Origin of the sequence: Duganella sp. S19_KUP01_CR8, from assembly GCF_036688705.1 — a bacterium.
Lineage (GTDB): Bacteria > Pseudomonadota > Gammaproteobacteria > Burkholderiales > Burkholderiaceae_D > Rugamonas.
Genome location: NZ_JAQQPR010000006.1, coordinates 110,465 through 126,684 on the forward strand (window position 1 = coordinate 110,465; position 16,220 = coordinate 126,684).

12 protein-coding genes are annotated in these 16,220 nt (G+C 59.4%); 9 read left to right on the plus strand and 3 right to left on the minus strand.

The window, feature by feature from the left end; translation table 11 throughout:
* Complete coding sequence (locus tag V6M89_RS08030) at positions 1-687, minus strand: 5'-methylthioadenosine/adenosylhomocysteine nucleosidase (RefSeq protein WP_332852701.1); 687 nt, start codon at positions 685-687, stop codon at positions 1-3.
* 331 nt (positions 688-1,018) lie between these two features.
* Positions 1,019-3,811 carry a bifunctional diguanylate cyclase/phosphodiesterase gene (locus V6M89_RS08035; RefSeq protein WP_332852702.1) on the minus strand — a complete coding sequence of 931 codons (2,793 nt, stop codon included), beginning with the start codon at positions 3,809-3,811 and terminating at the stop codon, positions 1,019-1,021.
* Positions 3,812-4,200: 389 nt separating this feature from the next.
* On the opposite strand from V6M89_RS08035, the gene V6M89_RS08040 reads away from it, so the two are divergent.
* From V6M89_RS08040 to V6M89_RS08075, 8 genes are all read left to right on the plus strand, one after another.
* On the plus strand, positions 4,201-5,238 hold the full coding sequence (locus tag V6M89_RS08040) for an NAD(P)H-dependent flavin oxidoreductase (RefSeq protein WP_332852703.1): 1,038 nt from the start codon (positions 4,201-4,203) through the stop codon (positions 5,236-5,238).
* 29 nt (positions 5,239-5,267) lie between these two features.
* Positions 5,268-6,896: a GMC family oxidoreductase gene (locus V6M89_RS08045; RefSeq protein WP_332852704.1), complete on the plus strand. Its 1,629-nt coding sequence runs from the start codon at positions 5,268-5,270 to the stop codon at positions 6,894-6,896.
* A 123-nt stretch (positions 6,897-7,019) separates the two neighbouring features.
* Positions 7,020-7,790, plus strand: a complete 771-nt coding sequence (locus V6M89_RS08050) for an ABC transporter ATP-binding protein (RefSeq protein WP_332852705.1) — start codon at positions 7,020-7,022, stop codon at positions 7,788-7,790.
* On the plus strand, positions 7,790-8,497 hold the full coding sequence (locus V6M89_RS08055; protein WP_217941470.1) for an ABC transporter ATP-binding protein: 708 nt from the start codon (positions 7,790-7,792) through the stop codon (positions 8,495-8,497). Before V6M89_RS08050 ends, V6M89_RS08055 begins: the two co-directional genes overlap by 1 nt.
* Positions 8,498-8,556: 59 nt before the next feature.
* On the plus strand, positions 8,557-9,765 hold the full coding sequence (locus V6M89_RS08060; protein ID WP_332852706.1) for an ABC transporter substrate-binding protein: 1,209 nt from the start codon (positions 8,557-8,559) through the stop codon (positions 9,763-9,765).
* A 92-nt stretch (positions 9,766-9,857) separates the two neighbouring features.
* Positions 9,858-10,742 (plus strand): branched-chain amino acid ABC transporter permease, encoded by an 885-nt coding sequence (locus V6M89_RS08065; protein WP_332852707.1) that lies wholly within the window; start codon positions 9,858-9,860, stop codon positions 10,740-10,742.
* 10 nt (positions 10,743-10,752) lie between these two features.
* Positions 10,753-11,736, plus strand: a complete 984-nt coding sequence (locus tag V6M89_RS08070) for a branched-chain amino acid ABC transporter permease (RefSeq protein ID WP_332852708.1) — start codon at positions 10,753-10,755, stop codon at positions 11,734-11,736.
* 122 nt (positions 11,737-11,858) lie between these two features.
* The gene (locus V6M89_RS08075; RefSeq protein WP_332852709.1) at positions 11,859-13,916 is read left to right on the plus strand and encodes a 3-hydroxybutyrate oligomer hydrolase family protein; all 2,058 of its coding nucleotides are present in this window, start codon (positions 11,859-11,861) and stop codon (positions 13,914-13,916) included.
* Positions 13,917-13,982: 66 nt separating this feature from the next.
* Here V6M89_RS08075 and V6M89_RS08080 read toward each other — a convergent pair whose 3' ends face one another.
* Positions 13,983-15,149, minus strand: coding sequence for an iron-containing alcohol dehydrogenase (locus tag V6M89_RS08080; RefSeq protein WP_332852710.1), 1,167 nt, complete (start codon positions 15,147-15,149; stop codon positions 13,983-13,985).
* A gap of 145 nt (positions 15,150-15,294) precedes the next feature.
* Here V6M89_RS08080 and V6M89_RS08085 point away from each other — a divergent pair, with 145 nt between their 5' ends.
* Positions 15,295-16,059 carry a sulfite exporter TauE/SafE family protein gene (locus V6M89_RS08085; protein WP_332852822.1) on the plus strand — a complete coding sequence of 255 codons (765 nt, stop codon included), beginning with the start codon at positions 15,295-15,297 and terminating at the stop codon, positions 16,057-16,059.
* Positions 16,060-16,220: the final 161 nt, after the last annotated feature.

Genomic DNA, 16,220 nt, shown 5'->3' on the forward strand with positions numbered 1-16,220 from the left:
CTATGCCTTGCAAAAGTTTTCAATCACCTCAAAAGCGTAACGCGAAGCCACGGTTTTGATGAAATGCATGAAATCGACGGCTGCCTCGTCGTTGGCGTTGTCCGAGATCGTGCGGATGACGGCAAACGGGATGCCCAGCTCAAAACACACTTGCGCGACCGCTGCGCCTTCCATCTCCACTGCCAATAAATCAGGAAAAGCAGCTTTCAAGGCCTGAATCTGGGTCAGTTTGCCTATAAATTGATCACCACTGGCGATCAATCCCCGGTGTACCCGCGTGGTTTGTGCTGCGGCGGTAGCCAATCGCTGGGTCAAGGCGGTATCGGTCGCGAAGCGCGACAAGCCTGTCAGCGGGATCTCAAACTGTGGAAAAAGCGGGCTGGCATCGAAATCATGCTGAACCAGTTCTTCAGCGACGACGATATCCCCGACTTGTACATTTTTATCCCCACTTCCAGCGACGCCGGTGAAGACGATGTGGGTAACTCCGAACTTTTCCACAAGGATGGAAGCTGTCATAGCCGCTGCAACCTTGCCTATACGCGACAGAACGCACACAGCGTCGATTTCCCAGAGTTTCCCGCCCGTGTACTCCCGCATGCCATGGACGAGCTTGTAGGGGCTCTCAAGGGCTTCTATCAGCCCGTGCTGTTCTTCAGCCAAAGCGCTGATGATGCCTAAACGCATAGTTTTCCTTGGTTTGTAGAGGTGGAGGCTGTGGATTTCGAGCTGCTTTTCCACAGCAGTTTACAAAAAACGATCGATTTTAAGGCGTTTTTTGTGGTCTGGAGTGTTTTCAAAGCGCGAGCAGGCCTTCAGATTCGCGTTTTACGGGTTTAGTAGTTTACAAAAGATTTATATAAAAATAGTAGTAATAGTAAACGACCAAAAGCCTGTGGATAAGTCATGTATACGTTTACAAATCATTCGTTTACGAGAAAGATAAGCGCTTGCATAAACGCTGTACCAGTTCAGGAGCAATTCTGTATAAAATGGCGGCCCTTGGACAACTTGGTCCTTACTCACAAGTCGTCCTGTGGATATCCAGCGAGTTATTCACAGGTGCTTGCTCGTTTTTGATCTGTTTTTCCAGTTCTTCGCCTGAAATCGGCTTGGAAATCAGATATCCCTGCCCTAAATCGCATCCAGCGGCTGTCAGAGCCGCCAGTTGTTGAGGTGTTTCGATGCCTTCGGCGATCACTTTGATGTTCAACTTGTGCGCCATGGCGATAATTGCCTCGCAAAGCACGATGCCGTCGGTGCCGCTGGACAGATTTGAGACAAAAGTTGGATCGATTTTGATGTAATCGATATCGAAACGCTTTAAAAACGCCACCGAGCAGTAGCCAGTGCCGAAATCATCGAGCGAAATCTGCATATGCGCATGCTGGAAAGCCAACATTCGTTCCGAAACCGAGTTGGCGGTGTCCAAAAGCAGGTTTTCCGTCACCTCGATGATGATGCTGTTGGCATTCAGGTGCAGTTCCTGGAGAAAATCCAGCCATTGCTGGTAGTTGCTGCCGTCGTCACGGAACTGCCAGGCCGATTTGTTCACGCTGACCTGGAAATCGGGCAATCCCAGCGCCTGCAATTTTTGCACTTCCTGTGCCGCCTGCTTGAAAACCCAGTCGCCGATGCCGACGATCATGCCGCTGCTTTCCGCGATGCTGATAAATTCAGCAGGATTCAGCAGTCCACGCACCGGATGCTGCCAACGTACCAGCGCTTCCGCCTTGCAAATCTTGCCGCTGGCCAGGTCGATGATCGGCTGGAACAAGATCCGCAATTCGTTGTGATTGACCGCTTCGCGCAATTCGTTGACCAGGGTCATGCGTACGCGCGTGGCTTCCTGCATGAACGGAGCGAAATAATTGAAGCGATTGCGGCCCTGTTGCTTGGCCGCGTACATGGCCTGGTCGGCGTTTTTGATTAAAGTTTCAGCATCGGCGCCGTCTTCAGGGTAGAGCGTGATGCCGATGCTGCTTGAAATACGGGCAATATGCTTGTCGCCGTCGTTGCCCAGGTTGAACGGCGTGCTCATTTGCTTGAGAATTTCCTGGGCTGTGCGCACCACATCGCCGGCGTTATGCAACTCGCTGAGGATGATGGTGAATTCGTCGCCGCCCAATCGGGCCACGGTATCGGTGCCGCGCACGGTGCTGGACAAGCGGCTTGCCACTTCTTTGAGCAGCAAATCGCCTTTATCGTGGCCCAGGGTGTCGTTAATTTCCTTGAAGTGGTCAAGATCCATGAAAACCAGCGCCATCGGCAGATGGGAGCGGTCGGTCTTTTTCATTTCCTGGCGCAGATGCTCGTGGAACATGCGCCGGTTCGGCAAGCCGGTCAGCGCATCGAAATTGGCCTGGCGCCAGATCAATTCTTCCGATGCTTTCTTTTTCGTGATGTCGCTCAGCAGCGCAACGTAGCGGAAGGGATTACCCATCTCATCGTAGACGGTGTTGAAGCGCATCGCGACCAGGTATTCATCGCCGTCTTTATGCTGATGCCAGAGTTCGCCTTCCCATTGTCCGGTTTGGGCGATCGATTCGTACATGCGGGTGAAGAAGTTGATGTCTTGCCGGCTGGTCGTCAGTTCATAGCCGCGGTGGCCGATGACTTCTTTTTCCGTATAGCCGCTCAGCAGGGAGAAGGCAGGATTCACGGTCAATATGCGTCCATCGGCGTCGGTGACCATCATGCCTTCGCCGCTGTTTTGGAAAAGCAGGGCAGCCAGCTTCATGGATTCTTCGTTTTTCTTGCGTTCTTCTTCGTTGGCCAGCAGCTTTTGCTCCATTTCACGACTGGCGGCGTACAAGGCGCGGAAGCGCAGTTCGCGTTCTTCCTGCTTGGTGTAGGTGCGCAGCGAAAAATGACCTGCACCTGCCATCAGTATCAACAACATGATCAAACCAGCGCCGGCAATCAAGTAGTTTTGCTGGAGCAGCCTGGCCGATTCCAAATCGTTGCTGCCGACGACGATGATCAAGGGAAGGTTTTCAAACACTCGATAACTGAACACGCGGGTCAGGTTGTCGGTATTGCTGACAGTTTTGAAAGTCCCCGAACTGGCGCGGCGTACGTTGTCGAACAGGTCGGTCGGTCCCTGATCGCGGGCGAATGATTGTTCGAAATTGGGCACGCCGGCGATCACCTTGCCGCCGCTGTGTATCAGCGTGATCGAGATATCGGAGCTGAAACGCGAATTTTCAAACACCGTGACGTAGCGGTTGACGTTGAGCGGCGCGACGATCACTCCCAGGAATTCGCCTCTGGCGCTTTCGACGCGACGGCTGAGAAAAAACAGCCTTTGATTGCTGCGTCGTCCTATTGACGGTTCACCAATAAATAATTTGCCACGCATGGCGACATCTTGAAGCGCTTTGAAGTAGTCGCGATCACTGTATCGGGTGCCGGATATGTTATTGCCAGTGGAGGTGGCGATCGCTTCGCCTTTCGAGTCCAGAAAACTGATCCAGTACTCACTGTTGAAACCTGAACCGCGCGAGGACAACAACTCCGACATCATTTCCGGCGAGCGCCGTTGTTGAGCTGTCAGAACTTTGATGGCGTTGGCAAATCCAATCAGTGACAAGTCGACCGATTGTATCGAGTACAGCACATGCGCTTCCATCGCTTTGACGTAGTGCTCGGTCTGGGTTTTGACCGCGAGTTCGCGTTCGACGTAGGCGGTGCGGAATTGAGAAACGACAACGGCAATGGCAAGCGCAGCCATGAGGAAAAGGCCGGTGATCAGACGTCGCCGAAAGCGCAGATAAGCCGGCGACCGCAGATTTTTGCGCTGTGAGGACAAAATGTCTCCGCCAGGGGCTGTTTGTTTGCGAATTCAGTATAGGGGAAAGCAGATGTTGGCGAAATCTTATTTCCGTTTCAGTGGGGTATCAGGCCGTTCCGGCGCAGCCGCCTGTGGTTTTTGGGTTTATGGTTTACTCTAAAGATGTATATATAAAAATAGTAGTAGTTGTTAACGCAGACACTTTTCTGTGGATAAGTGTTCATTTTGGATTAAAATCAGGCGTTTACGGGCTGCATAAGCGGGCGAGAAAGCCGTGTATGAGCAAAGAACTGTTTTGGGATAAGAAAAAGCGTCCCCCAAAATTTTTTGTTTACTCACATTTCGTGCCTGTGGATATCCATAGACTTATCCACATGTCGTAAACGCCACTTTATGCGAGAAATCAGATGAATTTGGCATCAATTTTTCTTCATCCCATCATCCAGGGACCTACTGCCGGCGGCAACAACACGCCCGCGCAAGTGGCCGCGGTCTCCAATGCCGGCGGACTGGGTTCGCTGGCTTGCTCCTTACTTTCGCCGGACACCATCCGCACCCAGACTGCGCAAATCCGCGCCCTGACCGACAAGCCGTTTTGCCTGAATTTCTTCGTGTTGGAGACGCCCAAGCCGGATCCGGACGAAGTGGCCCGCGCCAAGGAATGGCTGAAGCCGATCGCGTCGTCGCTGGGCTGGACCGAAGTGCCGACGCCGGCCAAGTGGTGCGAAGACTTTGCCGCCCAGTTCGAGGCGCTGATCGAATTGCGTCCCGCCGTGGCCAGTTTTACCTTCGGTATCCTCAGCACGGAGCAGATCCGCCGCCTGCATGACGCCGGCATCGTCGTCATCGGCACCATCACCCACGCCGACGAAGCGCTGGCCTGGCAAAGCAGGGGCGGCGATGCGGTGATCGCTTCCGGCACCGAGTCCGGCGGCCATCGCGGCACCTTTATCGGCGCGCAGGAAGACGCCAAGCTGACCACTTTCGAGCTGCTGCCGACCATCGTCGAGGCGGTGCATATTCCCGTGATCGCCGCCGGCGGCATCATGGATGGCGCCGATATCAAGCGCGCGCTGGATGGCGGCGCCCAGGCGGTGCAGATGGGCACGGCGTTCCTGGTGTGCGACGAATCGTCCATCAATCCGATCTACAAGCAGCGCTTGCTGACGGCCGGCGATCATCCGACCCGGCTGACGCGCACGTTTTCCGGTCGCTATGCGCGCGGCCTGGAGAACCGGTTCATGCTTGAAATGGCTGCGGTGGAAAAACAAATCCCCGCCTATCCGATACAAAACGCATTGACCGGCGCCATCCGGGTGGAAGCGGGCAAGCGCGGCGAGACGGAATTGATGTCGCTGTGGTGCGGTAGCGGCGTCGCGCGCGCGCGGCCGATGCCGGCGGCAAAACTGATTGAAACATTGCTGGCGGAGATAGCAGCCGCCTGACCGAAACAGTACTCTTGGAGGAGAAGTTTTTGGAATCAGCAGGCATTTACGATTACATCATTATTGGTGCAGGCTCGGCGGGCTGCGTATTGGCAAACCGGTTGAGCGCGAACAGAAACGCGAATGTCCTGCTGATCGAGGCGGGTGGTAGAGACGATTATGTGTGGATCCATATTCCTGTTGGTTATCTGCATTGCATAGATAATCCGCGGACCGACTGGATGTTCCGCACCGAAGCCGATCCGGGCCTGGGCGGGCGCAGCTTGCTCTACCCGCGCGGCAAGGTGCTGGGCGGCAGTTCTTCCATCAACGGCATGATCTATATGCGCGGCCAGGGCAGCGACTACGACCGCTGGGCCGAGCTGACCGGCGACGACAGCTGGCGCTGGCAGTCGGTGCTGCCGCTGTTTAAAAAGAGCGAGGATTATCACGGCGGCGCTTCAGAATTGCATGGCGCCGGTGGTCCGTGGCGCGTGGAAAAACAGCGTTTGTCGTGGCAGATTCTTGACGCGTTCCGCGATGCGGCGGAGCAGGTCGGCATCCAGAAAGTAGACGACTTCAATCGCGGCGACAACGCCGGCTGTGGCTATTTCGACGTCAATCAAAAACGCGGCATCCGCTGGAATACGTCGAAGGCGTTTTTGAAACCGGTGTCGATGCGGCCCAACCTGACCATCATGACGGGCTGCCACGTGGAACGTTTGCAGATCGAAATGAGCGATCGCGGACCGGTGTGCAAAGGTGTGATTTTCACCGGAGGCGGCACGCAGTTCACGGCGACCGCCGACAAAGAAACCCTGCTGGCTGCTGGCGCCGTTGGTTCTCCACAAATTCTGCAATGCTCCGGCATCGGCGCGGCCGACAGCTTGCGCCAGCATGGCATCGAGCCGCTGGCCGATCTTTCCGGCGTCGGTGAAAACCTGCAAGACCATCTGCAACTGCGCATGATCTACAAACTCGGCGGCGGCGCGCGCACGCTGAACACGATGGCCGCCAGCTGGTACGGCAAGATGAAAATCGGCCTCGAATATGCGATGTTCCAGAGCGGGCCGATGTCGATGGCGCCTTCGCAGCTGGGCGCCTTTGCGCGTTCGGATGCCGGGCAAGCCACGCCGAATCTGCAGTACCACGTGCAGCCGCTGTCGCTGGAAAAATTCGGCGAACCATTGCACGCCTTTCCGGCATTCACGGCCAGCGTTTGCAATCTGCGTCCGACCTCGCGCGGCCATGTGCGCATTGCCAGCGCCGATTCGTATGCGCCGCCGAAAATTTCGCCGATGTATTTGAGCACGCCGGAAGACCGCAAAGTCGCCGCCGCCGCCTTGACATTGACGCGCCAGATCGTCGCTGCGCCGGCCTTGCAGCGCTACGCGCCGGAAGAATACAAGCCCGGCATTCAATACCGCACCGAGGAAGAATTGGCCCAGGCGGCAGGCGCGATCGGCACCACTATTTTCCATCCGGTAGGCACCTGCAAGATGGGCCGCGCCGACGATCCGAGCGCCGTGGTGGACAGTGCGCTGCGTGTAATTGGCATACAAGGACTGCGCGTGGTGGACGCGTCCGTCATGCCGTTCATAACCTCGGGAAATACCAATTCCCCGACCATCATGATTGCAGAGAAAGCTTCAGAGCTGATCCGTTCAGAGTGGAAATGAAACCCTGTACCCGCTAGGCCTAGATCAAAAGCGGACCGTAGTTATACTGTATTGTTAGCCAATTTGTTACTGTGTATGATCTAAAAAAATTTAGTAGTTTGAAAAGAATAACAAGGAGACAGGATGTCCGGCGTTATCTTGGAAACAAAGCATCTGACCAAGGAATTCAAGGGATTCACCGCGGTCAATGATGTGAACTTAAAAGTGCAGCGCGGCCACATCCACGCGCTGATCGGTCCCAATGGCGCCGGTAAAACCACGTGCTTCAATCTGCTCACCAAGTTTCTGGTGCCCACCTCGGGCCAGATCCTCTTCAACGGCAAGGACATCACCGCGGCCAAGCCGGCGCAGATCGCCCGCATGGGCGTGATCCGGTCGTTCCAGATTTCCGCCGTATTCCCGCACCTGACGGTGCTGCAAAACGTCCGCATCGGATTGCAGCGCCAGCTCGGCACCAGCTTCAATTTCTGGCAGAGCGAACGGTCGTTGAGCAAGTTGAACGACCGCGCCATGCAGCTGCTGGCCGAGGTCGACCTGACCGAATTCGCCGACACCGTCACCGTCGATATGCCCTATGGCCGCAAGCGCGCTTTGGAAATCGCCACCACGCTGGCGATGGAGCCGGAGCTGATGTTGCTGGACGAACCGACCCAGGGCATGGGCCACGAAGACGTGCACCGCGTGACGGAATTGATTAAGAAAGTTTCAGCCGGCCGCACGATCCTGATGGTCGAACACAATATGAAAGTGGTGTCCGGCATCTGCGACAAGATCTCCGTTTTGCAGCGCGGCGCGATGCTGGCCGAAGGCACTTACGCCGAAGTTTCAAGTAATCCACAAGTGATGGAAGCCTACATGGGTACCGAAGCCGCAGTACTGGAAGGAGCCCACTGATGACGGCCGCTCTGGAAATCTCCAACCTGCAAACCTGGTACGGCGAATCGCATATTTTGCACGACGTGAATCTGACGGTGCAGCCCGGCGAAGTGGTCACGCTGCTGGGCCGCAACGGCGCCGGCCGCACCACCACGCTGCGCGCGATCATGGGCCTGACCGGCGCCCGCAAGGGTTCGATCAAGGTCAACGGCGAGGAAGCGATCGGCATGCCGACCCATAAAATCGCCCACCTCGGCATCGGCTATTGCCCGGAAGAGCGCGGCATTTTCTCGTCGCTGTCGACCGAGGAAAACCTGATGCTGCCGCCGCAGCTGGCCACAGGGCAGAAGGGCATGTCGGTCGAGGAAATCTACGCGATGTTCCCCAACCTGGAAGAGCGCAAGCACAGCCAGGGCACGCGCCTGTCGGGCGGCGAGCAACAGATGCTGGCGGTGGCACGCATCCTGCGCACCGGCGCGCGCCTGCTGCTGCTGGATGAAATCTCCGAAGGCCTGGCGCCGGTCATCGTGCAAGGCCTGGCCCGGATGATCACCACGCTCAAGGCCAAGGGCTACACCATCGTCATGGTGGAACAGAATTTCCGGTTTGCCGCTCCGCTGGCGGACCGGTTTTATGTGATGGAACACGGTCAGATCGTCGAGACCTTTGTTGCATCGGAATTGAGCGCCAAGATGCCGGTCCTGACCGAACTTCTTGGTGTCTAAAGGGTTGGAAATAAGTGTACAAAAATAAGTAAACACTACTTCTTGAAAACGGAGACAAAATGAAACTTAAAGCCATCACCATCGCAGCCACCGCCGTGTGCGCACTCGGCCTGTCCTTTGCTGCCCAAGCCCAGGTTTCCGGCGACACCATCAAGATCGGCCTGATCACCGATATGTCCGGGCTGTACACGGACATCGACGGCGCCGGCGGTGCCGAGGCCATCAAGATGGCGATTGCCGACGCCGGCGTGGTCCTCGCTGGTAAAAAGGTCGAGTTCATCTCCGCCGACCACCAGAACAAGGCCGATATCGCCGCCTCCAAGGCGCGCGAATGGTTCGACCAGCAGGGCGTCGACATGCTGATCGGCGGCACCAACTCGGGCGCCAACCTGGCCATGGCCAAGGTCGCGGCCGAGAAGAAGAAAGTCTTCATTTCGATCGGTGCCGGCTCGGCCCGCTTGACCAACGAGGAATGCACGCCGTACACGATTCACTATGCCTACGACACCATCGCGCTGGCGCGCGGCACCGGCGGCGCCATCGTCAAGCAGGGCGGCAAGAGCTGGTACTTCATGACCGCCGACTACGCCTTCGGCCAGTCGCTGGAAAAAGATACGGCCGAGGTGGTGAAAGCCAACGGCGGCAAGGTGCTGGGCGCGGTCAAGCATCCGCTGTCGGCGTCGGACTTCTCGTCCTTCCTGTTGCAGGCGCAGTCGTCGGGCGCGCAGATCCTGGGCCTGGCCAATGCCGGCGGCGACGCGATCAACTCGATCAAGGCCGCCAACGAGTTCGGCATCACCAAGAAAATGAAACTGGCCGGCCTGCTGATCTTCATCAACGACGTACACTCGCTGGGCCTGAACCTGACCCAGGGCATGTACCTGACCGACGGCTGGTACTGGGATGCGAACGCCGACACCCGCGCCTGGTCGAAGCGCTACTTCGAGAAGATGAAGAAGGAACCGTCGATGCTGCAAGCGGCCGATTACTCGGCGGCGGCCAACTACCTGAAGGCGGTCAAGGCCGTCGGCAGCGACGACACCGACAAGGTCATGGCCTACTTGAAGGCAAACAAGATCAACGACATGTTCGCCAAGAACGGCGTGATCCGTCCGGACGGCCGCATGGTCCACGACATGTACCTGATGGAAGTGAAGAAGCCGTCGGAATCGAAATACCCATGGGATTACTACAAGGTCCTCGCCACCATTCCGGGCGACCAGGCTTACGCCACCAAGGCGGAAACCAAATGCTCCCTGTGGAAATAAGCTGAGTTGTACACAGGCCGCGCCAGCGCGCGCGGCCTTTTTCTGGTGCCACGCCTGCCCGTCCGGGACGGCGATCTTTATATTGTGATCTCATGGAAATATTCGGCTACCCCTTGCCCATGATTATGAGCCAGCTGATGCTGGGCCTGGTCAACGGCTCCTTCTATGCCATGCTGTCGCTCGGCCTGGCGGTGATCTTCGGCTTGCTGAACGTGATTAATTTCTCGCACGGTGCGCTGTACATGATGGGCGCGTTTGTCGCCTGGATGGGCATGGCCTACCTCGGCCTGAACTACTGGGTGATGCTGGTGCTGGCGCCGCTGGTGGTCGGCGTGTTCGGCATCATCATCGAAAAGACCATGTTGCGCTGGCTCTACAAGCTGGACCATCTTTACGGCCTGCTGCTGACCTTCGGCATCACGCTGCTGGTCGAAGGCGTGTTCCGCTCGTTCTACGGCGTGTCCGGCCAACCGTTCCAGGTGCCGGAGGCGCTGGCCGGGGCGACCGACCTCGGCTTCATGGTGCTGCCGAATTACCGCGCCTGGGTGGTGGTGGCGTCGGTGGCGGTGTGCCTGTCGACCTGGTTCGTCATCGAGAAGACCAAACTGGGCGCCTACTTGCGCGCCGGTACCGAGAATCCCAAGCTGGTCGAAGCCTTCGGCATCAACGTCCCGCTGATGGTCACGCTGACCTATGGCTTCGGCGTCGCTTTGGCGGGCTTTGCAGGGGTGCTGGCGGCCCCGGTGATCCAGGTGCAGCCCCTGATGGGTCAGAACCTGATTATCGTCGTATTCGCCGTTGTAGTGATCGGTGGCATGGGTTCGATCATGGGCTCCATCCTCACCGGCCTCGGCCTGGGCATCATCGAAGGCCTGACCAAGGTGTTCTACCCCGAGTTTTCGTCGACGGTGGTGTTCCTGGTGATGGTCATCGTGTTGCTGATCCGTCCTGCCGGCTTGTTCGGCAAAGAAAAATAAGAGGCCGCACATGAATAAGAACTTAGGTTATCTCGTCGCTTTCGCCATCGCGCTGGCGGCGCCGTTTGTCGGCTATCCGATCTTCCTGGCCAAGCTGTTGTGTTTTGCGCTGTTCGCCAGCGCCTTCAACCTGCTGATCGGCTTCACCGGTTTGCTGTCGTTCGGCCACGCGGCCTTCTTCGGCGCCGCCGGCTACGTGGCCGGCAACGCGATGAAGGTGTGGGGCTTGCCGGTCGAGCTGGGCCTGCTGGCCGGCGTCGCGGCCGGCGCGCTGGTCGGCCTGGTGATGGGCGCGCTGGCGATCCGGCGCCAGGGCATCTACTTCTCGATGATCACGTTGGCGCTGGCGCAGATGGTGTACTTCGGCGCGCTGCGCGCCGGCGAGTTCACCGGCGGCGAAGACGGCTTGCAAGGTGTTCCACGTGGAAAATTGCTGGGCCTGGTCGACCTGTCCAACGATACCGCGCTGTACTTCTTCGTGCTGGGCATCGCCGTGCTGGCCTTCATGCTGATCGTGCGCACCGTGCATTCGCCGTTCGGCCAGGTGCTGAAGGCGATCAAGGAAAACGAGCCGCGCGCGATTTCGCTGGGCTACGATGTGGACAAGTACAAGCTGCTGGCCTTCGTGCTGTCGGCCGCGCTGACCGGCCTGGCCGGCGCCTCCAACATGCTGGTGCAGGGTTTCGAAACGCTGACCGACGTGCACTGGAGCATGTCGGGCCTGGTGATCCTGATGACCTTGGTCGGCGGCATGGGCACGTTTGCCGGTCCGATGCTGGGCGCCATCCTGATCATCGCGCTGGAAAACAAGCTGGGCGATTTCGGCATCTTCATGGTCTCGCATACCGGCATCGAATGGTTCAACACCATCGGCGAGGCGGTCAACATGGTGATCGGCTTTATCTTCATCGTTTGCGTGTTGTTGTTCCGGCGCGGCATAGTCGGCGAGATCGTCGCCAAGTTTGCCTTCAACAGCGGCAAAAAAACAGCTTGATGTAGCGCACACGCCGGACGTTCTGTCCGGCGTTTTTTTTTCATCGGTAGTAAATTTTCGTCTGGCCACAGGCCGGAGTGGGAGTAGTCCGTCCGTAACTTTTATCGACATAGAGGATGACAATGTATATCAACAAAATTACGCTGGCGCTGGTCGGCATTGGGTTGGCCGCTTGCGGCGCCAACGAGCACAACTCGACCGAGGATTTGAACGTGCTGCCGACGTACCTGGGCACCATCAGCAGTAAGACCTACGACGGCACCACCGACGATTTGCTGACCGCCGGCCTGGGTGCGACCGGCCTGGCCGGCGCCACGCCCGCGTATGCCGACCCGGCCAATCCCACTGCCGCCGAGCTGCGCCGCAACGCCATCCACGCCAACTACCGCGCCGTGCTCGACATCAACGTCAACAGCGGCTACGGCACCTTGTACGGCCCGAATGTGGATGCCAAGGGCGCGATCGGATCGGGGCAGGGCATGATCGCCGGCACCGAGTACATCGCCTACTCCGACGACGGCACCGGCAACCAGAACGTGACGCTGATGGTGCAGGTGCCGAACGGCTTCGACATCAACAACCCCTGCATCGTCACCGGCACCTCGAGCGGATCGCGCGGCGTGTACGGCGCCATCGGCAGCGCCGGCGAATGGGGCCTGAAGAACAACTGCGCCGTGGCCTATGCCGACAAGGGCAGCGGCAACGGCCTCTACACGTTTGACGACGACAGCGTGAACCAGCAAAACGGCGTGCGCGCCACTCGCACCGCGGCCGGCAAGAACGCCATCTTCGCACCGGCGCTGAGCGATGCCGACCGCACCGCGTTCGCCTCGTCGTCGCCGGCGCGCATCGCCTTCAAGCACGCACACTCGCAGCAGAACCCGGAAAAGGATTGGGGCAAGGTCACGCTGCAATCGCTGGAATTCGCCTTCTATGTGCTCAATGAAAAGTACGGCGTGCTGGCCAAGGACAACAAAAGCCACATCGTGCGCCTGACGCCGAAGAACACGGTGACGATCGCCTCCAGCATTTCCAACGGCGCCGGCTCGGCTCTGCTGGCTGCGGAACAGGACACCAAGGGCCTTATCGGCGGCGTGGCGGCCACCGAGCCGCAGGTGCAGCCCAAGGCCGCCACCGGCTACACGGTGCGCCAGGGCGGCGTCAACGTGACGGGGCAGGGCAAGGCGCTGTTCGACTACTCGACCTATGCCGCGCTGTACCAGCCGTGCATCGCATCGACCGCCGCCGCACCGGGACGCTGCACCGCGCTGGCCGCCAAAGGCTTGCTGACCGGCGCCGACCTGCCATCGCAGCAGGCCGATGCCAAGGCCCGCCTGAAGGCCTACGGCTGGCTGGTGGATTCCGATATTCTGCAGGCGGCCCACTCCGGCACCAACATCCTGGTGGCGGTGACGTATGCCAACGCCTACGGCAAGTTCTCGGTGACGGACAAGGTGTGCGGATTCTCGTTCGCCGCGACCGATGTGACGGGTTCGCCGGTGGCCTTCACGGCGGCGCAAAAGGCCAGCAGCTTCGCGACGCAAAGCGGCATCATCGGCAGCGTGGTCTATGAGAATTCGGTAGGCGGCGCCAAGGCCTACAACTTCGGCGTGTCGCCGAGCAGCACGCTGGCGGACCAGTCGCTGGACGGCTTCCTGTGCCTGCGCTCGCTGGCGACGGGTGTCGATCCTGTCACCGGCGGCGCCCTGGGCGCGACGCTGGCGGCACAGAGCGCACGCGTGAAGGCGGGCATGGCCGAGGTCGCGGCGACCGGCAATCTGCACGGCAAGCCGGCCATCATCGTTCAGGGACGCAGCGACACGCTGATCCCGGTCAACTTTGCTTCGCGTTCCTATGTGGGCTTGAATGCATCGGTGGAGGGTGGGGCGAGCAAGCTGCGCTACATCGAAGTGACCAACGCCAATCACTTCGACTCGTTCACCAACGCGCTGCCGGCCAATATCGTGCCGCTGCACGTCTACCTGTTCCGCGCGCTGGATGCGATGCTGGCCAACCTGCGCAGCTCGGCCGTGGCCTTGCCGCCGTCGCAGGTGGTGCGCACCGTGCCACGCGTCGATAATACGACGCTGATCACCGTGGCCAATGTACCGCCGATCGCCGCCGCGCCTGGCGCCAACGCCATCACGGTCACCGGCACCACGGTCGATGTGCCCAACTGACGTAACCCGTAAAGCCTGGGGTCTGACCCCGTACGGGGTCAGACCCCTTCGGAGCGCCGTGCGGGGTTATAGCGCCGCAGCGTAGATCGCCCTCGCATCGTCGCGCGTGACGGTGCGGGGGTTATTCCCCAACAAGCGGGTCTGGAGCATGGCGTCATCCGCCAGCCGGTCCAGATCCGTTTCCTTGATCCCCACCTGCTGCAAAGTCCGTTCTATCCCCGTGATGGTGGCGATTTGTTGCATCGCAACAACCAGCGCCTCCGCCCTCGCCTCGGCGCTGCCGCTGGCCTGAGGCACGACGATCTCCGCCAGTTCCGCATACAGCGTGGCCGCCTCCGGCGCATTGAAGCGCAGCACGTGCGGCAGCACCAGTGAGTTCGACAGCCCATGTGGCACGTGGAATATGCCCCCTATCGGATACGCCAGCGCATGCACCGCCGCCACCGGCGCGTTGGAAAATGCCTGTCCCGCCAGCATCGCGCCGAGCAGCATGGCCTGCCGCGCCGCCAGGTCGCGGCCGTTTTCGCAAGCGCGGATCAGGTTGGTGGAAAGCAGGCCCAGCGCCTTGCGCGCAAAGATATCGGACAGCGGGTTCTTTTTATGGCGGCTGGTGTAGGCCTCGATGGCATGCACCATCGCGTCGATGCCGGTCGCGGCGGTGACCAAGGGCGGCAGGCCGATGGTTAGTTCGGCATCCAGCAATGCCAGATCGGCATAGAGTTGCGGCGCGACCACGCCCATTTTCGTGGTAGTGCCGGTGGTAACGATGGCGATGTTGGTGACCTCGGAGCCGGTGCCGGCGGTAGTGGGAATCTGCACCAAAGGCAGCCGCGCACCCTGCACGTTGCCGATGCCGTAGATGGCGCTCAGCGGCTGGTCGCTGCCGGCCAGCACGGCGATCAGCTTCGCCACGTCCATCGAGCTGCCGCCGCCGAGGCCGATGACGAGATCGGTGCGGTGCTTGCGGGCGGCGGCCACGGCGTCCAGTACCACCTGCTCCGGCGGGTCCGCCACGACCTTGGAATAGATCTCCACCGCCACCCCGGCGGCGCGCAGGCTGGCGGCCGGAGTCTCGACCAGGCCGGTTGCCAGGAAGCCGGGATCGGTGACGAGCAGGGCGCGCCGGGCCGCAGGGAAGCGCTGGACGATATGCTCGCCCAATCGCCCGGCTGCGCCGAGCTCGGAAACGATGTGGGCGACGGTGCTGAATGCGAACGCTGGGAATTCGGTCATGGCGGTTCCAGGATGAGTGATTTCACGTGAAGCTTACCTCATGCGAGGGCCTCGTGCCTGTCGCCGTCCATGCAGGATGTGCATGAGCCGCTTCGAATTTCTTCCGTACAATGTAGCCTTCGCAAGCGTTAAGGATGGCAAGGTGATGGTCGATTATCTGGTGTTGGGAGTGGCTGCGTTCGGTGCGGGTCTGGTGGATGCGGTGGTCGGGGGCGGGGGACTGATACAACTGCCGGCGATGTTCTCGGTGTTTCCCAACATGGCGCCCGCCACGCTGATCGGCACCAACAAGCTGGCCAGCATCTTCGGCACCAGCGTGGCGGCGGTCAGCTACGCGCGCCGTGTTGCCATCGCCTGGTCGGTCGCTACCCCTGCCGCGCTGGCGGCGCTGGTCTTCGCCTTCCTCGGCGCGTACACGGTGACCAAGGTGTCGGCCGAGTTCATGCGCCTGTTGCTGCCGGTGGTGCTGGTGGCGGTCGCCATCTACACCTTCGCCAAGAAGGATTTCGGCAGCGTGCATGCGCCCATCCACTCGGGTGCGAGGGAGCAGACGCTGGCGCTGCTGATCGGCGCCGGCATCGGCTTCTACGACGGCTTCTTCGGCCCCGGCACCGGCAGCTTCCTGGTGTTCCTGTTTGTGCGCATCTTCGGCTTCGACTTCCTCGGCGCTTCGGCCGTGGCCAAGGTCGTCAATGTGGCCTGTAACTTTGCCGCGCTGATCTGGTTCGGCTACAGCGGCCACCTCATTTGGCAGCTGGGCGCGACGATGGCGGTGGCGCAGATCGCCGGCTCCATCATCGGCTCGCGCATGGCGATGAAGCATGGCAGCGGATTCGTCCGCAAGTTGTTCCTGGTCGTGGTCACGATACTTATCCTGAAAACTGGCTACGATGCATGGTTGCGTTGGTGACACTGTTTCACGTGGAACCAAAAAAGGGCGCTTATTGGGAACGATAAGCGCCCTTTTTCAATGTTTCACGTGGAACAATTTGGTGATATTTTTTTGCTTAAAAAAGTCGCAGCAGCAAAAAGACTCTATAATCTGACCTTGATCCCTTCGCTTTAACCAAT